Here is a 19,281-nt window from a genome sequence, read left to right on the forward strand (position 1 = left end):
ACGGCATCTGCTCATGCATGTAGCCCATGCCGCCGAGCGTGCCGCCGGCGATCGTCGAACCGTGATAACCGTTCTTGCGCGAAATCACGTATTTCTTCGCGTGCTTGCCCTGCGTTGCCCAGAACTGATGGACGATGCGCAGCACGGTATCGTTGCCTTCCGAACCGCTGTTGCAATAGAAGAAGTGGTTGAACGGCGCCGGCGCCAGTTCCGCGAGTAGCGCGGACAGTTCGATCACTGGCGGATGCGTGGTCTTGAAGAAGGTGTTGTAGTAGGGCAGTTCCAGCATCTGCCGGTAGGCGGCGTCGGCGAGTTCCTTGCGGCCGTAGCCGACGTTCACGCACCACAGACCCGCCATGCCGTCGATGATCTGATTGCCTTCGGAGTCCCACACGTACACGCCCTTGGCCTTCACGATCACGCGGCTGCCAGCCTTGTTGAGCGAACCCATGTCTGAAAACGGATGAATGTGGTGCGCCGCATCGAGCGCACGATATTCCGCAGTACTGCGTTGTTGCGCGACCTGCGCCGCTGCCGCCGGCTGGGCGGGTTGCACGTACGCGACTTCTTCTGTTCTGTAGCTCATGTTGCCTCCAGTTGTTCTCTTTGCACAGGCGCGTCTTAAACGTGCAGCAGCAGATGCCGGCGTTCCCACGAACTGATCACGCGGAAAAACGCTTCGTACTCGGTTTCCTTGAGCGCCAGATAGGCCTTGACGAATTTCTCGCCGAGCACTTCGGCGATCGGCTCGCACGTCCCCATCAGCGTCAAGCCCTCTTCGAGATTGCGCGGCAATTGATAGGGTAGTTCGTAGCCGTCGCTGATCAGCGGCTCGGTGGGCCGCAGGTTTTGCGTCATGCCGAGGTAGCCGGCCGCGAGCGTAGCGGCAATGGCGAGGTACGGATTGCAGTCCACGCCTGGAATGCGGTTTTCGATGCGCCGCGCAGCCGGCCCCGAATGCGGAATCCGGAAGCCCACCGTGCGGTTGTCGTAGCCCCACGCCACGTTGATCGGCGCCGCCATGAAGCGGGACAGGCGGCGGTAGGAGTTGATGTACGGTGCGAAAATCGGCATCAACGCTGGCGTGTATTTCTGCAGGCCGGCGATATAGCCGTCGAATAATTGTGTGGGCTTGCCGTCGGGGCCAGTGAACAGGTTGTGCCCGCTTTCCTCGTCGACCAGGCTCTGATGCATGTGCATCGCCGAGCCCGGCTCGTTTTCCATCGGCTTGGCCATGAACGTTGCATACATCTTGTGACGCAGCGCAGCCTCGCGCACTGTGCGCTTGAACAGGAACACGCTGTCCGCGAGCTTGAGCGGGTCGCCGTGCATGAAGTTGATTTCCATCTGCGCCGCGCCGACTTCGTGAATCAGCGTGTCGACTTCGAGCTCCTGAATGTCGCAGTACTCGTAGATGTCTTCGAACAGCGGATCGAATTCGTTGACCGCCTCGATAGAGTACGCCTGGCGGCCTGTCTCCGGACGCCCGGTCCGGCCGATCGGCGGTTGCAGCGGCAGATCCGGATCCTTGTTCATGTCGACCAGATAGAACTCGAGTTCCGGCGCAATGACCGGCTTCCAGCCACGGGCCTTGTACAGTTCGAGCACCTGTCGCAGCACCCGGCGCGGCGAGATGGCGACCGGTGTGCCGTCGAAGTGCACGCAATCGTGAATCACCTGGGCGGTGGGGTCGATCGCCCATGGAATCAGGCGGATGGTCGAAGCGTCGGGAACGCAGACCATGTCGGGATCGGTGACGCCGGTCAGTGAGCCGTCCTCCGGATAGTCCCCTGTGACGGTCTGGATCATCACCGCTTGCGGCAGGCGCATGGATTCCCCGGATTCGAACTTGCTGCGCGGAATGATCTTGCCGCGCGCGATCCCGGCCATGTCGGGAATGATTGCTTCGATCTCGGTGATGCGGTGTTGCTTCAGAAATTCGTCGATGTCGTGCATGATTGTTCTCTCAGTTTTTGCGCGGACCAGCTCAGGCGTGCGTGGCGGCGGATGCCGCGCCATAGCCGGCCCTGGTGCGCATTCGATCGCGGCATGCATCGCCGAACGCGCGGAAGATCGCGGTGGACAGCGCGTCGCTCGCGTGCTTCCACTCGGGGTGCCACTGCACACCCAGAGCGAAGGCGCGCGCGTTCCTGACGCTCACCGCTTCGATCAATCCGTCCGGCGCAGTGGCCTCGGCCACGAGGCCGTTGCCCAGCCGCTCGACGCCTTGTCCGTGCAAGGAATTCACACGAGCCTCATTCGCTCCCGCTGCAAGGCGCTGCAGCAGGCCGCCCTCGATCAGCGCGATCGAATGCGACGGTGCGTATTGCACGTCCAGTTCGTCTTCCTTGTTCTCACGGTGGTCGTTCAAGCCCGCCACCGCGTGAACGCTTTGATGCAACGTCCCGCCGAACACCACGTTCATTTCCTGAAAGCCGCGACAGACGGCGAGGACCGGCACACCGGCGTCGATCGCTGCGGCGAGGAGCGGCAGCGTCGTCGCATCGCGTGCCGCATCGTGCAGCGTGCCCGGTACGCTGGCGTCGCCGCCGTAACGGTGCGGCTCGACATTCGAATAGCTGCCGGTAAACAGCAAACCGTCGACTGTCGCCAGAATGTCGGCAGCGGCCTGACGGTTGCCGAGCGCGGGCAGCAGCATCGCCAGCGCCTGTGAGCCGTCGACGACGGCAGCGATATATTTCTCGCCGACCGTGTGCGACGGGTGCACTCCCATCATCGTTCTGTCGGCGCTGATGCCGACCAGAGGTCTGGTTCGCATGACTAATTGAATGGACGTGTTTGTTCCCCGCGGGATGCGGCACGAACAACGTTAAAACAGGCGCGGCACGATTCCGCAGCCGTGCGCAGGGCGCAAAGCCACCAGAAGTGCAGGCGGGGGTCGTTAGCGGACCATGCCGCGCATTGCTATCAGGAAGACCGTTCGATTCAGCCCATTACCTGGCGCAACGGATATGAATGCGCGGACAACAGACGACACGACGCATGCACAAGCGCAGGTGCCGGCAAGGGCACTCTTGCACGCTCAAGCAAACAGGTGAACCGAACGGTAAATAGGGGAGAGGCGCTACGGCAGCAGCGAGGCGACTTCGTCCGTGCGAACCGCTATGAAAGCGCGCGCAGAGACGGAGTTGTGGCGTCGGACAGAACGGCGGGACAGGATCGTGAAGACGGACAGAAAGCGGCGAAACGCAAGGCTGCCGTTGCTGCCGTCGGCGATGGTGCCTTCAGGACGAAGACATCTCGCCTGACTGCGTTCCCACCTAACCAAAGGGCCTCGGACTCTCACGATTACACTCGACTAGCGGCGTTGAAAGTATTGAACGCCTCGCTCAGGAAACGCACAGGGCGTTTAAAGAAACGTGACGCGGGATGATCGCCGGGTGCCGTAGCGAATCTGCTTCGCTCCGTCGCAAAACACTCGTTCGAGGATCTGTGACGTTGGCATGACGACCGCCTGTGAACCAGCATATACGAGCCAATATTGCCGTCAAATCATTTTTATAAAAGATTTATCAGGGCTTACCCGAGGCAATAGGCCAAAACCCGTGGGTTGGGTATGCGTATTGCGATAACCGGTATTTCGAATCCTTCAAAGGGTTTTCCCCAGCAGCGGCGGCCTTAAAGTGATTAGAATATTCAACACTCGCGTAAGCCTTGCGCGATCCTGCTTGTTCCTTAAACTGGTTCATCCACTCTGAGAGTGCAACGATGTCCATCGAAGTTGCGTCCCGCCTGCAGTACATCCGTAAGAAGAATGGCCTGTCTCAGCGCGAGCTGGCCAAACGGGCGGGCGTCACGAATGGCACTATTTCGCTCATCGAACAGAACCGGGTGAGTCCCTCGGTCGGGTCGCTCAAGAAGCTGCTCGAATGCATACCGATGAGCCTCGCCGAGTTCTTCACGTTCGAAGTGGAAACCGACCGCTCCGTGGTGTCGCGCCGCGCGGACATGCCTAACCTCGGCAACGAGTCGATCGAGTTCTATCTCGCAGGTTCCAGCGTGAAAGACCGCAACATGGGCATTCTGCGCGAGGTCTACCAGCCGCTTTCGGATACTGGGCCGGAAATGCTCGTCCACACCGGACACGAGGGCGGCGTGATCGTCAGTGGTCAGATCGAATTGACCGTGGAAGGCGCCACGTGGCTGCTCGACCCCGGTGACAGCTACTACTTCGAAAGCCGCTTACCGCATCGTTTTCGCAATCCCAGCGCGGAACACGTCTGCGAAATCGTTTCGGCGAATTCGCCGCCGAGCTTCTAGACTTTCCGCGTCAACGTCGTTGCGACGCTCGCGATGGCTGCGAGGGCTGCTCTCACGCCGGGCGTCGAACGCATAACACTGAGGCATCCTGATGGAAAAAACTCTGGCGTACTGGCAAGACAAGGCCGCAACGCTTTCGATTGAAGGCCGCGCGTTTATCGACGGCGAATATCGCCACGCAGCGAACGGGCGCACCTTCGATTGCCTGAGCCCGATTGACGGCAAGCTGCTCGTCAAGGTGGCCGATAGCGCGGCGGACGATGTCAACGCAGCGGTTGCCGCTGCGCGCGGCGCTTTCGATTCGCGTGTGTGGTCCGGGCTGAATCCGCGCCAGCGCAAAGCCATCCTGCTGCGTTGGGCCGGCTTGCTGCGCGAACACCTCGACGAGCTGTCGCTGCTCGAAACGCTCGACGCCGGTAAGCCGATCGGCGATACGACTTCGGTGGACGTGCCGGGCGCCGCGTACTGCGTCGAATGGTTTGCCGAGGCGATCGACAAGATCGGCGGCGAAGTGGCCCCGGCCGACCACCATCTGGTGGGACTGGTGACGCGTGAGCCGATCGGCGTGGTGGCAGCGGTGGTGCCGTGGAATTTCCCGATCCTGATGGCGTCGTGGAAGTTCGGCCCGGCGCTGGCGGCCGGCAATAGCGTGGTGCTGAAGCCTTCTGAGAAGTCGCCGCTGACGGCCATCCGTATCGCGCAACTTGCCCACGAAGCCGGTATTCCGGCGGGCGTGTTCAACGTCGTGCCGGGCGCCGGTGAGCCGGGTAAGCTGCTCGCGCTGCATCCGGACGTGGATTGTCTCGCCTTTACCGGCTCGACCAATGTCGGCAAGCTCATCATGCAGTACGCCGGGCAGTCGAATCTGAAGCGCGTGTGGCTCGAACTTGGCGGCAAGTCGCCTAACATCGTGATGCCGGACTGTGCGGACCTCGACCGCGCCGCTAACGCCGCCGCGGGCGCGATCTTTTACAACATGGGCGAGATGTGTACGGCGGGCTCGCGCCTGCTCGTGCATCGCGACATCAAGGACGTGTTCCTCGACAAGCTGATCGCCGCTGCGCGCAGTTATACGCCGGGCAATCCGCTCGACCCGAAGACCTCGATGGGCGCGATCGTCGACCAGGTGCAACTGGACCGCGTGCTGGGTTATATCGAAGCGGGCCGCGCGGAATCGAAGCTGCTGCTCGGGGGCGGCCGTGTAAAGCAGGAGAGCGGTGGCTACTATATCGAACCGACCATTTTCGACACCCAGGCCGATGCCAAAATTGCGCGTGAAGAAATCTTTGGGCCGGTGCTCTCGGTCATCACGTTCGATACGGCGGAAGAAGCCATCAGGATTGCCAACAATAGTGAATACGGTCTGGCCGCTGCAGTCTGGACCTCGAATCTGACCACCGCTCACGAAATGGCGCGCAGCCTGCGAGCCGGCACTGTGTGGGTCAACTGCTACGACGAAGGGGGAGATATGAACTTCCCGTTCGGCGGCTACAAGCAATCGGGCAACGGCCGTGACAAGTCGTTGCACGCACTGGAGAAGTACACCGAGCTGAAGTCTACGCTGGTGCGGCTGCGCTAAAGGATTCGCAAGCCAGCGCGGCGGTGTGCCATTGCGGCACCGCCGCGTTCCCAATGAATCCGAAGCCAGGCGAGACGCGTACAACCTCGGGAAACCTCGCGCGTGTTGCCGGCATGTTTTATCAGGTCATCCCATGACTGAACTTCTCTATGGCGACGGCGCGATCCGCCGTCCGTCCCTCTACGGGTCCTCGATCGAAAACACCTATGCGGGCGTGCTGTCGTTCATGCGGCGCAAGTACACGCGCGAGCTCGACGGTGTCGACGCGGCTATTTCAGGTGTTCCACTTGATCTGGCGACTACCTTTCGCTCCGGCGCGCGCCTCGGTCCCGCTGCAGTGCGTGCGGCAAGCGTGCAGTTGTCCGAGTTGCACCCCTATCCGTGGGGCTTCAATCCGTTCGACGATCTCGCCGTGACCGATTACGGCGACTGCTGGTTCGACGCGCACAATCCGCTGACCATCAAGCCGGCTATCGTCGAGCACGCGCGCACGATCCTGCGCTCGGATGCGAAGATGCTGACGCTGGGTGGCGATCACTACATTACCTATCCGCTGCTGATCGCGCATGCCGAGAAGTATGGCAAACCGCTGTCGCTGATCCACTTCGACGCACACTGCGATACCTGGGCCGATGACAGCCCGGACAGCCTGAATCACGGCTCGATGTTCTACAAGGCAGTCAAGGACGGCCTGATCGATCCGCAGACCTCGGTGCAAGTCGGCATCCGCACGTGGAACGACGACTTCATGGGCATCAATATCCTCGATGCCGCGTGGGTGCACGAGCACGGTACGCGGGCCGCGGTGGAGCGGATCATGTCGATTGTCGGTGAGCGTCCCGCATATCTGACCTTCGATATCGACTGTCTCGACCCGGCCTTTGCACCGGGTACGGGCACGCCGGTCGCGGGCGGCTTGTCGTCGGCGCAAGGGTTGGCGATTGTGCGCGGCCTGGCGGGTGTGAATCTGATTGGCGCAGATGTCGTGGAAGTGGCGCCGGCCTACGATCAGAGTGAAATCACCGCGATTGCGGCGGCGCATATTGCGTGCGATGTGTTGTGCCTGTGGCGGCAACGCAAGGTAGCCGGTACACGTTGATGCTTTAGCGGCACTGACGTTGGCGTTAGCTCGTGGAGGACGCTCCGCGCGGCTGACGCCGGCCTTCGAGCAGACCCAGCGTGTAGACGGCGAGTGCGCCGCTTGCCAGCGCCAATTGCCATATCAGCATGTCGTTGCCGAGCGCGTTCATTGCGAAACCGGCGAGCAAAGGGCCGACAATCGAACTGGCGCAGAAAGTCAGCGAAATCAGCCGCATATTGCGGATCAGCGCGACCTTTGCACTGGAGGCCGCTGCGTAGACGCCGAGCGTGAGGAATGCGCTATTCAGACCGCCTAGCAGCAGCGCACTCGCGCCGAGCAGCCATGAAGCGGGCGCCGCGAGTCCGAACGAGACAATCGATAGCGCACTGATTGCGGCGCAAACCATGACCGCCGTCGCCAGGCTGGTGCGATCGGCTAGCCAGCCGACCGGAAACTGCAGGACCATGCCGCCAACACCGAAACACGTCAGCAGTGTGGCGGTCTGTGTGACGCTTAGGCCACGGCCATTGGCGAAGAGGGGAAAGAGGCCGAATAGCGCGCCATCGCCCAGGCCGCCTACCACCACGACTACCATGCCCAGGGCGATCAGCGGGTCGATACCGTTTGCCTGCTTGCTGGCGGCGTATTGAGCGGACCGGGTGGTCTGGAGGGCATCAGCGGCCTCGTCAGATTCGGTATCCTCAAGAACTTCATTAGCTCCGGACGCGCGAGCGAGTTGGCTGCTTTGCGTGTTTGCGTCATCGGCGGCATCGGAACCTGCCAGCCAGAGCGGTATGGCCGCCGCGAACGTGCACGCGGCGCCGGCCATAAAAATGATCGGCCCGTCGACCCCGTACCACGCGGCAAGCGCCGGCCCAATCACTCCTGCGACCGCGATCAACGCTTCGTGCATGCCGACCACGCGCCCGCTAGCATCCGCAGGGACCAGGCGGTAAAGCCAGGTCTCGTTCGCGATCCAGCGCAGCCCCATGCCGAGCCCGAGCAGAAAGCCTGGGACGATCCATAGAGGCCAGGTCAGCGCGCGGATGCTGGCGAAGGCGATGACGGTTGCCGCCAGCGCGAGCAACACGGTGCGCCTGGCGCCGAACCGCTCGACCAGCCGCGGTGCCGACAGCAACCCGGCAAACATGCCGGCCCACTGAGTTGCGGAAAACAACCCGGCGCGCGGCGCGTCGAGCCCTTGATGGGCCAACCAGACGGGCAAGACCATAAAGCCGATGCCGAACTGGCCGATTTGCGTGAGTGCCGACACGGCAGTCAGCGCTCCAATCGCACGCCAGCGCGCCGGGACCGCGGGATTCATGCGCCGCCCCGCTGTGGCATGGGCAAGCCCTGATCACGGCATTCGACCGGGCAGCCAGCCTTCAGGCAAGGGCCCTCGTCGCACAGGCGGCACAACTGCATGGCATGCGCCGGATCACGCGTTTCATGCCAGAGAATCTTGATCAGCAGGTCTTCGAACACGATGCGTTCGTCCTCGTCAAGACGGCTGACCACGCGTTGCAACATCCGTTCGCGCGCGGTCTGCATGCGCTTCGCTTCACGCTTGCCGGCGGCGGTGAGGGCGAGCGCCACAGCGCGCTTGTCGGCACCGGGCTTCTTCTCGATCAGACCCGCTTCGACGAGCCCCGCCACCGCACGGACTGCGGCCGGATGCGAAAGGTCTACCGCGTCGCGCAGCACTTCGATGGACGAATCGGGGTACTGGCCAACGGCATTGAGCATGGCGCGCGCCGTGGGGCCGGCGAGGGCGGCCGCGGTGTTCTGCGCGTTCATCTCGTCGGTCACCAGCAAGGCGAGTACGCCGAGCAGGTTTTCGGTGCGCTGCGTCATGACGATGCCTAAACGTGTGCATGGTGCATATATGCATGTTGCACACGTTGAGGAGATATTGCAAGCTACTTTTGATGCCTTGAGCAGTCAAAAATGGCTAGGCCGCGCGCTGGTTCGATTGTTCGATCACATCCGCCACACCCGCGGCGGTCGCGGCCGAAAGCGTCCAGCCGAGATGCCCGTGTCCGGTGTTATAGAACACGCCGGGCAAACGTCCTTTGCCCACCTTCGGCAACATGCTCGGCAACATAGGCCGCAAACCGGCCCATGGTATGACGCGTGACGTATTCACCTGCGGAAAATAACGGCGCGTCCAGTCGACCAACGGCGCAATCCGTTCGGCCCTGATATCGCGATTGAAGCCATTGATCTCGGCGGTCCCGGCGACGCGGAAACGATCGGCGCCCAGGCGGCTGGTAACGATCTTCGCGCTGTCGTCGAGCAGACTGACCCACGGGGCGCCTTGCTGGCTTGCGGCATCGTCGAGACAGACGGTGATCGAATAGCCTTTGACGGGGTAGACGTTAACGTGGTCGCCCAGCATCGAGGCGAATTCGCGGCTCTTGACGCCGGCGCACACGACAACGCGCCCAAACGACTGCTGAAACGGCTGCCCCGTTTTCGTGGCCGCAATGCTGAACGCGCCGGTCTGGTCACGCGTGATCGAGGCAATCTCCGCGTCGTAATGGAATTCGACACCTTGGCGCTCGCATGCCTGAGCAAGGCCGCGCGTGAACTTGTGAATATCGCCGGTCGAATCGGACGGCGTAAAAAAGCCGCCGTGGAAGGTGCCGTCAAGCGCGGGTTCGATCCGGTGGATTTCGTCTGCGCTCACAGCCTCGCGCTCGAGGCCGCCTTCCTTGAGCAACGCGTTGACCTTCGCGGCTGCATCGAACTCCTTACGGGTTTTATATACATGCAGGATGCCGCGTTGTTCGAGGTCAAAGTCGATTCCCTCGCGTTCGGCCATCGAAAACAGATGCTGCCGCGCGGCAATCGCGAGCCGCACGGTTTCAATGGTGTTCGCGCGGTAGTGCGGAATCTGCCGCAGAAATTCACCCATCCACGAGTACTTGTGCCAGTTCGGCAGGGGATTGAGCAGGAGCGGTGCGTCGCGTGTCAGCATCCAGCGCAAGCCTTTGAGGACCGTAGCGGTGCTGTTCCACACTTCCGCGTTGCTGGCCGAGAGTTGGCCGCCGTTGGCGAACGAGGTTTCCATCGCAGCATAGCGGTGGCGTTCGAACACGGTGACGTTGAAGCCGCGTTGCGCAAGGGCGTAAGCGGTCGTGACGCCGGTAATGCCGGCGCCGATGATGGCGATACGTGACATGTCATGGTCCAGAGTGAGTGAGCACGGCCGTTTCCGGCTTCCATGCCCCATCTGTCCATGTACCTGAGAGTTTCTTCCCGTGCGCAGCCCGTTGCCGGGCGGACGGAAATCCCCTTCGGTGGGCGCTGAAAGCGCCGCTCTCCAGATGTTCCCGCTGGGCGGTCCTTGTGCCTGAGAGTTTCCGGGGCGGTTGCTCCGTCGGCGCCGCCACCGCCTTTCGGCGTGACAGTCTCTCCCGCGACAGCGTGTAGAACGGCGTAAAGGTAGCCTTTCCCAAAAGATACGGCAAGCGATTTTTGCAATGCGGCCTGGTTCGAACGTCAGGACGACACGCTACCTGGCAACTATGCACCGGGCTCGCCGGACATTTGCGAATCATGCATCAATCGTATAGCCTTTGCCCAGGTTCACCCGCCTCCAACAACTACCTACAGACACCGTGAAGGACATCCTCTCCCTCAAGCTTTACACCCGCGTCGCCCGCCTTGGCAGCTTCTCCGCTGCGGCGCGCGAATGCGGGCTGTCGCAATCGCAGGTATCGCGCATCATCGCCGATCTGGAAACCGACCTCGGCGCGCGGCTGCTCACGCGGACCACGCGTGCCGTCGTGCTGACCGAAGCCGGCGCCGAATTCCTCGCGCGCCTCGATTCAATCCTGATCGCGCTCGAAGACGCCGAACACAGCGTGCGCGAAGGCGGCGAACTGCGCGGCATGCTGCGCATGAGCATGCCGGCCAGCGTGGCGATTCGCGAGGTCATCCCGCGTCTCACGCCGTTTCTCGAACTTCATCCCGAACTACGCCTGCAGGTTTTGCTGGGTGACCGTCCACAGGATCTCGTCAAAGACGCGGTGGACGTCGCTATCCGGCTTGGACGGCTGGTTGATTCGAGCGCAACGGCCACGCTGATTACCCAGATCCAGCGCGTGATCATCGCCTCGCGCGACTATGTTGACCGTTGTGGCGCACCGGGGCGGCCGGAGGATCTGGCGCGGCATCGCATCGTCGGCGGACCGGCGTCGGTGGTCCCGTCGGGCTGGAAATTCGAGCGTGCCGGCGAAGAGGTGGTGATCGATCTCGAAGCGCATTTCTCGACCAACGAAAACGAGGGCGCCGTTGCCGCTGCGGTAGCCGGCCTCGGCATTACCTCCACGACCGAATGGGCCTGCCGCCGCGAACTGGACGATGGTTCGCTCGTCAGGTTGCTGGCCGGCTGGAAGACCGAAGACGTTCCTGTGCACGCGTACTTTCCGATGGGGCGGGCAACCCGCGCGGCAGGGCGGGCGGTTGTCGAACATCTCATGGCTGATCTGCGCCGGGAAGGGCGGCCATCTATGCGCCGCGTACATAAGAGATAGCGAAAAAGAGCGGCTACCGCCGACGCTCAGTCGCCGTTATCTTTACCTTCACGACGCAACCGTTCCGGCTCTGCGTTCCGTCGACGTTTGAGATGTCCGGCGGTGCTTCGATTCGCTTACTTTCATCTATCGAGACTGACATGAGCAAAACCACCCCTGAGCAGAACAAGGCCCTCGTCCTCGAGGCTTTCGATACGCTTTTCAACAAGCGCGACTACGCGGCGGCCGAACGCTTCTGGTCCGACCGCTACATCCAGCATAGCGCGCACATTGCACCGGGACGCGACGGCCTGTTCGACCTGATCCGCACGCTGCCCGAAACGCTGCGTTACGAGAACCAGCTGATCGTGGCCGAAGGCGACTACGTGATCGCACATGGCCGTTTCTCCGGCAGCGGCAGGCCAGCCGCATGGATTGCCGCGGACGTGGTTCGCTTCGAAGACGGCAAGCTCGCGGAGCACTGGGACGTATTGCAGGACGAAGCAACCAGGGAGCAGTCCGTGAGCGGACTGCCGATGTTCGGCGACAGTTTTCCGGAATGAAGTCCTAACCCGGAAGCATTGGAAACCGAAACCGCAATCCCTTGAATATTATTTAGGACACCATCATGAAAATCACAGGAAACACGATTCTTATCACGGGCGGCACCTCGGGCATCGGGCGCGCATTGGCTGAGGCGCTGCATCAGCGCGGCAACAAGGTGATCATTAGCGGACGCCGTCGCAGCCTTCTCGACGACGTGGTCGCAGCCAACCCCGGCATGGCCGCCATCGAGCTGGACATGACCGACGCAGCCAGTATCGAGCGCGCAGCGGCGCAACTGATCCGCGACTATCCTGACTTCAATGTGCTGATCAATAACGCCGGCATCATGCAACCGGATAGCGCTGCGGGCCGGATCGATGACGCGCTGCTGGTTTCTACCGTCGAGACCAACCTGATCGGGCCGATCCGCATGACCTCGGCGCTGCTCGATCATCTCAAGACGAAGAACGATGCGGTGGTGGCTTATACGACCTCAGTGCTGGCGTTCGTGCCGCTGGCCGTGACTGCAGTGTATTCGTCGACCAAGGCGGCGCTGCATTCATACATCATGTCGCAGCGCTTCATGTTGCGCGATACCACGGTGCGGGTCCTGGAAATTGCGCCGCCGTGGGTGCGCACCGACCTGATGAACAGCCGCGAAGCTGAGCAGGCGATGCCGTTGGATGTGTTTATCAACGAGACTATCGCAGTGCTCGGTACGGACACCAATGAGGTGCTGGTGGACGCGGCCACGCTGTTCCGCGGCAATCCCGGGCCGGGTGAACATGAACTCGTGAACGGGTTTAACGCCCAGATGGTCGAGGTGTTTGGCGCGTGATCTGTCGCCTGTGGAAGATCGTTGAAGAGAGAGACCGCGTGAGGCAGCCGGAAGGCGGCTCACGCGGTAAGCCTTGAAGTCGTGAAGTTCGCGCGCTCAGGCGTGTACCTCGATGGAATCCACCCGGTCCGGATAGAAGGCGAGGTGATCCTTTATTGCCGCGACGGCCGTATACGGATGTTCGTAGGTCCAGACCGAATTCGCCGAGCGTTCGCCGCCGGACGGAATCGAGAAGTACGAGCAATCGCCCTTGTACGGGCAATAGGTCGTATGTTCGGTGCGTTCCAGCAACGTCATGTCCGTGTCTTTCCTGGGGATGTACAGGACAGCAGGGTAGGCCGCTTCGCGCAACGTCAACGCTTCGCGGGTGTCGGCGATCACCTTGCCGCCGAGCTTGACGACGATGCGTGCCGGGTTCGGCTCGACGGTGATCGGATGATCGGCGCCTGGAATCTTGACGGTCTTGCCTGTCTGGTTCAGGTTGCTTGACATTGAAACACTCCTTGGGTTGATTCGCCTGGCAGCGTGGGCCGCGCTCGGCGAGACGGGTGTTGCGGGCCGCTGCCGCTCAGAGCGCGAGGTTTCAGGGCTCAGGCGGCAAACGGCATGAAGTCAATATACGCGCGCTCGTCTTCCAGAATAGCCGAAGGTGGCCGCTGTATAGATGTTCAATCAGAGCTTCGAGCCGCCGTCGACGCGCAGCGTATCTCCGGTAATCCAGCGGGCTGCATCGGAGGCGAGGAACGCGACCGCACCGGCGATATCATCGGGCTGCGCGATGCGCTTCAATGCCTGCATGCCGAGCGTGATGTCGCGACCGGTATCCGTTTTCGTGAAGTTCGACATGTCGGTGGCGACTACGCCCGGCGCCACCGCATTCACACGAATACCGCGTTCGCCGAGTGCGGAGGCGAAATGCTTGACGAGCGTATCGACCGCGCCTTTGGTCGCGGCATACGCCGATAGCGCGCCCACTGCGGAATGCGCGGCAAGCGACGACAGCAGCACGACGCTACTGCCCTGGCCAAGCACCGGCAGCAACTGCTGCACGAGGAAGTAGGGCGCCCGTACATTCACCGCGAACAGGTCGTCGAAATCTTCAACGGTGGTGTCTTCGATGCTCGCCGCCTTGGAGATGCCGGCGTTGGCCACCAGAACGTCCAGCCGCTCGCCGACGATTTCGCGCACCGCTGCTGCCAGCTTGTGCGGACCGTCTGCCGCACGCAGATTGGCGCCGACCTTCTGCGCCTTGCCGCCGGCTGCGCGGATCTCCGCAACGACAGCGTCGGCTTCCTTCTCGCCACTGCTGTAATGAATCAGGACCTCTGCGCCCTGTTTGGCGAGTGCGAGGGCGCTGGCGCGGCCGATACCACGCGAAGCGCCGGTGACGAGGGCGGTTTTTCCAGTCAGGCTAGTCATGGTCAATCTCCAGTGCGGTTGAAAGCTGCTGTGCTTTTGTGAAGTTCGGATGCATGTTCGTCATCCGGTAGATCAGAGCTGTGACGCGGCGGTTGTGGACCTTTGCGTCGCTGCCATGAGAGCTAATTTAGGGGTGCACAGCTCAAAGGAAAAAGACTTTGTGGGCTGGTGGGCATGCCTCGTGGGCATGTCGTGCGGGCGCGACGCCGCATGGTAGGCGCTGGGTGGCCCAATCCGGCGTGCTATGGGGAAGTGTCGGGTAAATGAAAGCATGTGGGGCATGCATGACCTGAAGGTCAAAAAACCCTCCAGGCAGCCACAGTCTCATGATCTGGCCGCGCTGCTGTGTCGCCGCGTGTCCAGGTCACCCTGCAGACTCGATGCGTGTTACACCGACGCTTCGAGTTCGTGGATCGCTTCGGCCAGCACCATTTGCGCGGCATTGGCCGGCCGTGCCGCCGTCCGGCCCGCTGGCCCATAAACCGCGTCGCCGCGCACGATGCTGGATCCCGTGATGGCGCAGACGCCCTGCGAGCGCGCGATCCTGCGAATCCACAACTGTTCGCAGTAGTTGGCGGCGGTGGAGTCGCGCCACGTAATCGAAACCGATTTGGCAGTGAAACGCTCGACAAACGTCACCACAGCGCTTTTGTTGTCGGCCGGCCTACCCCGCGAACGATCAGCCGCCGCGCCACGGCGCGCCGGATTGGCGCAATCGCGACCTGAGCGCGTCGCGGACCGGCGAGGCGCACCTTGCGTGCGGCCGGCGCTCGCCGCTTCTTCCAGATCGTTATCACGCACCTCGTCCTGCGTGGACAAGGCGCTTTCTTTCAATCCTGCAATCACGACTGCCCATGGATCTGCGAGGCGGGGACGCGCCAGCGCGTCGCCAGCGCTCGAAAAGGCACGTTCAACCACACTGTTACGCTGCGCCGCATCGGCCTTCAGGTGCCGACTGCGCCCCGAAGGCGCGTTCATCGTGGCTGCCAGGTCTGGCTCGGGTCCTGTAACGTTCACGTCGAATCCTTTATCTGATTCCGCTCCCCGGGACCGCCGCTGACTGCCCCGACGTGTCGGGACGGCTGAACGCGGCAACCCCGCGGCACGTCGCAAAGACGCGAACGCCCGTCGTGACGGCGGGCGGCACAACGGGGCTGAAGGCGGAAGGCTGGTGTCATTGGCGACACCCTCGAACGCATCTTATCGGCCGGCTCGCGCGAGATAAATGTGCGTTCCCTGAAAACAATGTTTGGGTTCCGCCAACAATAAAGGGGTGCGGCGACGCGCCCCTTGTGCTCAGACAGTGACGACGATCTTGCCGAACTGGCCGTTTTTCTCCAGATAACGGTGGGCTTCAACCATTTCGTCGAACTTGAAGGTGCGGTCGATTACCGGCTTGAGCGCGCCGCTTTCCAGCCCCTTCAGGACATAGTCGACCGCGGTCTTGCGCCGGGCCTCGTCACCGCTCGTCAGCCAGATGTTGTGAGCTTTGACGGTGATGACCTTGGCGATCATGTCGAGGATCGGCAGCGGTGTGACATCGGTGCTGAGCGCGCCATAGATGTACAGGATGCCGTTGAAGGACAGCGCCTCGATCAGCTTGGTCAAGGTCGGGCCGCCGACCGGGTCGAAGGCGACGCGTGCGCCGTTGCCGCCCGTGATGCGTTTCACCTCTTGCACCAGGTCGGTTTCTTCCGTGGCAATCACGTGCGCTGCGCCGGCTTCGAGCAACTGCTGGCGCTTTTCCGAGGTCCGCGTGAGGGCGATCGACGTGGCGCCGGCGTAGTTGGCGATCTGGATCGCCGCAAGGCCTACGCTGCTCGAGGCGGCGGGAATGATGACGAAGTCGCCTTTCGTGACCTTGGCATCTTCGATCAGCGCGCCGTACGCCGTGACAAACATCATCCACACCGACGCGGCCTCGGCATAGGACAGCGACTTGGGATGCTTCACGACCGCATGTTCCGGCACGATGACGACTTCGCCGTACGTGCCGTAGTCGTTCATCGAGAACGACGGCATGACATTGACTTCGTCGCCGGCCGCGATGCCGGTCACCTCCGCGCCCACTGCGTCGACGACGCCGGCGGCCTCATACCCCAGACCGGCCGGAAACTTGACGGGCTCGATGTAGTCATCGAGACGCCACATCGATTCGGCGCGGTTGATGCCGATCGCCTTTACTTTAATGCGAACTTCATGCGGGCCGGGCGCGCGCACCGGATGCTCGACGAATTCGAGCACTTCGGGAGCGCCGGCTTTGGCAAACTGGACAGTGCGTGACATAGGAACCTCGTGATGTGAGTGCTGCTGGTGTAGTGCGTTGAGCGTGACGGCGATTGCTCAGGAGCACACCGTCTCGGCTTCTTCGTAAGCCGGGAAGTCTGAGTAGTTCTTTTCGTCGCCACCCCAGAACGCGGAGCGCACGTACGGCGTGAGCGGCAAGTTGTGCTGCAGACGATACGGCAAATCCGGATTCGACGAGAAGTGACGACCGAAAGCCACCAGGTCGGCATCGCCGGATGCGACGATCGCTTCGGCACTGGCGCCGTCGAAACCGCCTGCGGCGATGATCGGACCTGAGAAGTGCGCTCGCAGATACTTCACCGCTACCGGTGCGTGGCCTTCATGCAACGTGTCGTCTCCCTTGATGCGCGGTTCGATCACGTGAAGATAGGCCAAACCGTAACCGTCGAGTACTTTAGCCACGTAGCTAAAGGTGGCTTCCGGGTTGCTATCGGAGATGCCGCCCCATTCGCCGGACGGCGAGATCCGTACACCTACGCGCCCGGCGCCGAACACTGAAATCAGTGCTTCGACCGCTTCACGGAGAAAGCGCACGCGGTTTTCGATCGGGCCACCGTAGGCGTCCGTGCGCTTGTTGGTGCCGTCCTGGATGAACTGGTCGACTAGGTAGCCATTCGCGCCGTGCAACTCCACGCCGTCGAAGCCGGCATCGAGCGCGCGTTGAGCGGCGATGCGAAACTCTTCGATGATGCCAGGGATCTCTTCAATCGCGAGCGCGCGGTGCGGCGAGGCGGGGACGAAACCGTCCCTGGTCAGCGCCACGCCGTCGAAAGGGACGACCGAAGGCGCGACCGGGTCGACGCCGCCGGTCATCTCCACATGGCTTTGGCGGCCGCCGTGGATCAGTTGCATGAAGACGCGGCCGCCTTTTGCATGTACCGCCTTGGCGATGGCCTTCCAGCCTTCCGTCTGGCCGTCGTGGTAGAAGCTGGCGGCGCCCAGATAGGAGCGTGCTGTGATCGAGATGCTGACGCCTTCGACGATTTCGAGGCCGCCTTGGGAGGCGCGCTGGCCGTAGAAGTCCGCCATCATCGGACTGGGAATGTCGCCGGGCTGGATGGTGCGCAAGCGTGTCATCGGCGCGAGCACGACCCGATGTGAGAGGGTATAAGCGCCGACTTTCCTGGGAGTGAACAAGTGAGCCATGATCTTTCCTTTGCTGGGTAGATATATATTGCAAGCATGGATTGAAATCGGCCCCGGGTCGTCGTCCTCAGAGGACTGCCGTCACGTCGCCGCCTGATGGGTAATGTAGTGAGGTCTTGTCGAAAGCTAAAAGACTTTGTAAGCTGACAGGCATGCCTATCAGGCATGGATCGAATTTGAGGGCCTATGGAGCTACGCCATTTGCGGTATTTCATCGCGGTTGCCGAGACCGGCAGCCTGACGGTCGCGGCCGAGCGCCGGTTGTTCACTTCGCAACCGTCGTTGAGCCGGCAGATCCGCGATCTGGAGGAGGAGGTCGGCGCCGACCTGTTTAGCCGCAGTGCGCGCGGGGTCGAGCTGACGGCCGCGGGCAAGGCGTTTCTCGATCACGCGCGGCTCGCGCTCTCGCAGGTGGACGCAGCAGGCGAGGCAGCGCGGCGCGCTGCGCAACCCAGCAAGCCTGTCTTTGCGCTCGGGTTTCTGACGGGGCAAGAAATGACGTGGTTGCCGCGCGCGATGCAGGTGTTGCGCGAGGAGTTGCCGAAGGTCGACGTGACGGTGTCGAGCCACTACTCGCCGGATCTGGCCGACGCGCTCGCGCGCGGCAAGCTCGACCTCGCGTTTTTACGCGCGGAACCGGGCTTCGATCTCGACTATCGTGTGGTGAACCGGGAGAAACTGATCGTGCTGATGCCGAGCGACCATGCCCTCACCGAGCGGGCCACCATCCGTCCCGAGGATTTCGCGGGCGAGCCGTTCATCATGGCGACCAACAAGGCCAAGGTGCTGCATCAGGTGATCCTGCAGTATCTGCGGGACAAGGCGATCGAGGTGAAGCCCGAACATGGCGTCGACAACCTCGCGATGGCGATGTCGTTAGTAGCCTCTACGCGCGGTCTGGCGCTGATGCCGGAGTACGCGAACAATCTGCTGCCGTGGTCGGTGGTAAGCCGCCCGCTCGAAGGCGAGGCGCCGACGATCGACCTGGTGATCGGTTACAGCAAATCGAATACGTCTGCGTTGCTGAAGCTGTTTCTTTCGAGGGCGGATGAGTTGCTGATGTAGCCGGCCGGTGCAGCGTTCGGCACGGCGAGATTTTTATAGTCACAGCACGGGACTCCTAAGCGAATGAGATTATTCTCCTCCGATACGCCCCGTATTCGCCCGGCTAGCCCCCTCCGACACCGTCAGAAATGACAGCGCGTTACCGCTATAACTGGCTGCCCGCGGCGTAGCGAAAGCGCCGGTGTACATTACCAGCGACGCATGATCGAGTAGGCTACTGCTGGCAGACCGGCAGGTGTTATCCGCAGCTATTGGCGAGACAGATGTAACACCGACTTGCAGGTCACGCCTGCATGGACGCAAGGTATAGCTGTTAACGTTGGGATCCACACCGGAGCGCCGCGAGGCAAACCAGAACAACGAGGAAAACCGCATATGGCAACGCGCACGAAATCGCGAATCCGGGTTGGCATTGGAGGCTGGACCTATGCCCCATGGCGGGGGGTGTTTTATCCGCAGGATGTGACACAAAAACGCGAGCTCGAATACGCGAGCCGCC

19 protein-coding genes, 1 pseudogene and 1 riboswitch are annotated in these 19,281 nt (G+C 62.0%); of the genes and pseudogenes, 8 read left to right on the forward strand and 12 right to left on the reverse strand.

Annotated elements, in window-relative coordinates; translation table 11 throughout:
• From M0954_RS19935 to M0954_RS19950, 4 genes are all read right to left on the reverse strand, one after another.
• Nucleotides 1-586: aminotransferase class III-fold pyridoxal phosphate-dependent enzyme (locus M0954_RS19935; RefSeq protein ID WP_297355073.1), on the reverse strand; the 586-nt coding region annotated here is incomplete at its 3' end.
• A gap of 35 nt (nucleotides 587-621) precedes the next feature.
• Complete coding sequence (locus M0954_RS19940) at nucleotides 622-1,956, reverse strand: glutamine synthetase family protein (RefSeq protein ID WP_122159608.1); 1,335 nt, start codon at nucleotides 1,954-1,956, stop codon at nucleotides 622-624.
• A 31-nt stretch (nucleotides 1,957-1,987) separates the two neighbouring features.
• A complete protein-coding gene (locus M0954_RS19945; RefSeq protein WP_297355075.1) occupies nucleotides 1,988-2,779 on the reverse strand; it encodes a gamma-glutamyl-gamma-aminobutyrate hydrolase family protein in 792 nt (263 codons plus the stop codon).
• 306 nt (nucleotides 2,780-3,085) lie between these two features.
• Nucleotides 3,086-3,289, reverse strand: coding sequence for a hypothetical protein (locus M0954_RS19950; protein WP_074268838.1), 204 nt, complete (start codon nucleotides 3,287-3,289; stop codon nucleotides 3,086-3,088).
• Nucleotides 3,290-3,729: 440 nt separating this feature from the next.
• Here M0954_RS19950 and M0954_RS19955 point away from each other — a divergent pair, with 440 nt between their 5' ends.
• The 3 genes from M0954_RS19955 (at nucleotide 3,730) to speB (ending at nucleotide 6,959) form a co-directional block, all read left to right on the forward strand.
• Nucleotides 3,730-4,281, forward strand: a complete 552-nt coding sequence (locus M0954_RS19955) for a cupin domain-containing protein (RefSeq protein ID WP_122158683.1) — start codon at nucleotides 3,730-3,732, stop codon at nucleotides 4,279-4,281.
• Between the two features lie 91 nt (nucleotides 4,282-4,372).
• On the forward strand, nucleotides 4,373-5,860 hold the full coding sequence (locus M0954_RS19960; protein ID WP_297355077.1) for an aldehyde dehydrogenase: 1,488 nt from the start codon (nucleotides 4,373-4,375) through the stop codon (nucleotides 5,858-5,860).
• 133 nt (nucleotides 5,861-5,993) lie between these two features.
• Complete coding sequence (gene speB, locus M0954_RS19965) at nucleotides 5,994-6,959, forward strand: agmatinase (protein WP_133893357.1); 966 nt, start codon at nucleotides 5,994-5,996, stop codon at nucleotides 6,957-6,959.
• A gap of 25 nt (nucleotides 6,960-6,984) precedes the next feature.
• On the opposite strand, the gene M0954_RS19970 is transcribed toward speB, so the two are convergent.
• The 3 genes from M0954_RS19970 to M0954_RS19980 all read right to left on the reverse strand — a co-directional run bounded on the left by M0954_RS19970 (nucleotide 6,985) and on the right by M0954_RS19980 (nucleotide 10,125).
• A complete protein-coding gene (locus tag M0954_RS19970; protein WP_297355079.1) occupies nucleotides 6,985-8,265 on the reverse strand; it encodes an MFS transporter in 1,281 nt (426 codons plus the stop codon).
• Complete coding sequence (locus M0954_RS19975; protein ID WP_297355081.1) at nucleotides 8,262-8,795, reverse strand: MarR family winged helix-turn-helix transcriptional regulator; 534 nt, start codon at nucleotides 8,793-8,795, stop codon at nucleotides 8,262-8,264. The genes M0954_RS19970 and M0954_RS19975 overlap by 4 nt, the downstream gene beginning before the upstream one ends.
• Before the next feature lie 97 nt (nucleotides 8,796-8,892).
• A complete protein-coding gene (locus tag M0954_RS19980) occupies nucleotides 8,893-10,125 on the reverse strand; it encodes a D-amino acid dehydrogenase (RefSeq protein ID WP_133893354.1) in 1,233 nt (410 codons plus the stop codon).
• Between the two features lie 41 nt (nucleotides 10,126-10,166).
• Nucleotides 10,167-10,280, reverse strand: a riboswitch (glycine riboswitch).
• Between the two features lie 284 nt (nucleotides 10,281-10,564).
• Between M0954_RS19980 and M0954_RS19985 the strand changes: the two genes are divergently transcribed.
• The 3 genes from M0954_RS19985 to M0954_RS19995 all read left to right on the forward strand — a co-directional run bounded on the left by M0954_RS19985 (nucleotide 10,565) and on the right by M0954_RS19995 (nucleotide 12,845).
• Complete coding sequence (locus M0954_RS19985) at nucleotides 10,565-11,482, forward strand: LysR family transcriptional regulator (RefSeq protein ID WP_297355083.1); 918 nt, start codon at nucleotides 10,565-10,567, stop codon at nucleotides 11,480-11,482.
• A 140-nt stretch (nucleotides 11,483-11,622) separates the two neighbouring features.
• Complete coding sequence (locus M0954_RS19990) at nucleotides 11,623-12,024, forward strand: nuclear transport factor 2 family protein (protein WP_122158689.1); 402 nt, start codon at nucleotides 11,623-11,625, stop codon at nucleotides 12,022-12,024.
• Between the two features lie 65 nt (nucleotides 12,025-12,089).
• Entirely contained in the window at nucleotides 12,090-12,845 is a 756-nt protein-coding gene (locus M0954_RS19995) for an SDR family oxidoreductase (RefSeq protein WP_297355085.1), read from the forward strand.
• 96 nt (nucleotides 12,846-12,941) lie between these two features.
• Here the strand turns inward: M0954_RS19995 and M0954_RS20000 are convergent, their stop codons facing one another.
• The 5 genes from M0954_RS20000 to M0954_RS20020 form a co-directional block, all read right to left on the reverse strand.
• Entirely contained in the window at nucleotides 12,942-13,337 is a 396-nt protein-coding gene (locus M0954_RS20000; RefSeq protein WP_122158691.1) for a DUF427 domain-containing protein, read from the reverse strand.
• 180 nt (nucleotides 13,338-13,517) lie between these two features.
• Entirely contained in the window at nucleotides 13,518-14,264 is a 747-nt protein-coding gene (locus tag M0954_RS20005) for an SDR family oxidoreductase (protein ID WP_297355087.1), read from the reverse strand.
• A 387-nt stretch (nucleotides 14,265-14,651) separates the two neighbouring features.
• A complete protein-coding gene (locus tag M0954_RS20010) occupies nucleotides 14,652-15,281 on the reverse strand; it encodes a DUF3331 domain-containing protein (protein WP_133893351.1) in 630 nt (209 codons plus the stop codon).
• Between the two features lie 279 nt (nucleotides 15,282-15,560).
• Nucleotides 15,561-16,550: a zinc-dependent alcohol dehydrogenase family protein gene (locus M0954_RS20015; RefSeq protein WP_123387542.1), complete on the reverse strand. Its 990-nt coding sequence runs from the start codon at nucleotides 16,548-16,550 to the stop codon at nucleotides 15,561-15,563.
• A gap of 57 nt (nucleotides 16,551-16,607) precedes the next feature.
• Complete coding sequence (locus M0954_RS20020; protein WP_133893349.1) at nucleotides 16,608-17,717, reverse strand: alkene reductase; 1,110 nt, start codon at nucleotides 17,715-17,717, stop codon at nucleotides 16,608-16,610.
• A gap of 186 nt (nucleotides 17,718-17,903) precedes the next feature.
• On the opposite strand from M0954_RS20020, the gene M0954_RS20025 reads away from it, so the two are divergent.
• Entirely contained in the window at nucleotides 17,904-18,782 is an 879-nt protein-coding gene (locus tag M0954_RS20025) for a LysR family transcriptional regulator (RefSeq protein ID WP_122158696.1), read from the forward strand.
• Between the two features lie 375 nt (nucleotides 18,783-19,157).
• Nucleotides 19,158-19,281, forward strand: a pseudogene (locus M0954_RS20030) (DUF72 domain-containing protein); the annotation flags it as partial.

Source organism: Paraburkholderia sp. (genome assembly GCF_026225065.1).
GTDB lineage: Bacteria > Pseudomonadota > Gammaproteobacteria > Burkholderiales > Burkholderiaceae > Paraburkholderia.

Coding starts and splice junctions, on each gene's coding strand:
- M0954_RS20015 (WP_123387542.1), bottom strand. CDS start 16,550: ATGTCACGCACTGTCCAGTTTGCCAAAGCCGGCGCTCCCGAAGTGCTC.
- M0954_RS20005 (WP_297355087.1), bottom strand. CDS start 14,264: ATGACTAGCCTGACTGGAAAAACCGCCCTCGTCACCGGCGCTTCGCGT.
- M0954_RS19990 (WP_122158689.1), top strand. CDS start 11,623: ATGAGCAAAACCACCCCTGAGCAGAACAAGGCCCTCGTCCTCGAGGCT.
- M0954_RS19970 (WP_297355079.1), bottom strand. CDS start 8,265: ATGAATCCCGCGGTCCCGGCGCGCTGGCGTGCGATTGGAGCGCTGACT.
- M0954_RS19975 (WP_297355081.1), bottom strand. CDS start 8,795: ATGACGCAGCGCACCGAAAACCTGCTCGGCGTACTCGCCTTGCTGGTG.
- M0954_RS20025 (WP_122158696.1), top strand. CDS start 17,904: ATGGAGCTACGCCATTTGCGGTATTTCATCGCGGTTGCCGAGACCGGC.
- M0954_RS20020 (WP_133893349.1), bottom strand. CDS start 17,717: ATGGCTCACTTGTTCACTCCCAGGAAAGTCGGCGCTTATACCCTCTCA.
- M0954_RS19945 (WP_297355075.1), bottom strand. CDS start 2,779: ATGCGAACCAGACCTCTGGTCGGCATCAGCGCCGACAGAACGATGATG.
- speB (WP_133893357.1), top strand. CDS start 5,994: ATGACTGAACTTCTCTATGGCGACGGCGCGATCCGCCGTCCGTCCCTC.
- M0954_RS19960 (WP_297355077.1), top strand. CDS start 4,373: ATGGAAAAAACTCTGGCGTACTGGCAAGACAAGGCCGCAACGCTTTCG.
- M0954_RS20000 (WP_122158691.1), bottom strand. CDS start 13,337: ATGTCAAGCAACCTGAACCAGACAGGCAAGACCGTCAAGATTCCAGGC.
- M0954_RS19940 (WP_122159608.1), bottom strand. CDS start 1,956: ATGCACGACATCGACGAATTTCTGAAGCAACACCGCATCACCGAGATC.
- M0954_RS19955 (WP_122158683.1), top strand. CDS start 3,730: ATGTCCATCGAAGTTGCGTCCCGCCTGCAGTACATCCGTAAGAAGAAT.
- M0954_RS19995 (WP_297355085.1), top strand. CDS start 12,090: ATGAAAATCACAGGAAACACGATTCTTATCACGGGCGGCACCTCGGGC.
- M0954_RS19980 (WP_133893354.1), bottom strand. CDS start 10,125: ATGTCACGTATCGCCATCATCGGCGCCGGCATTACCGGCGTCACGACC.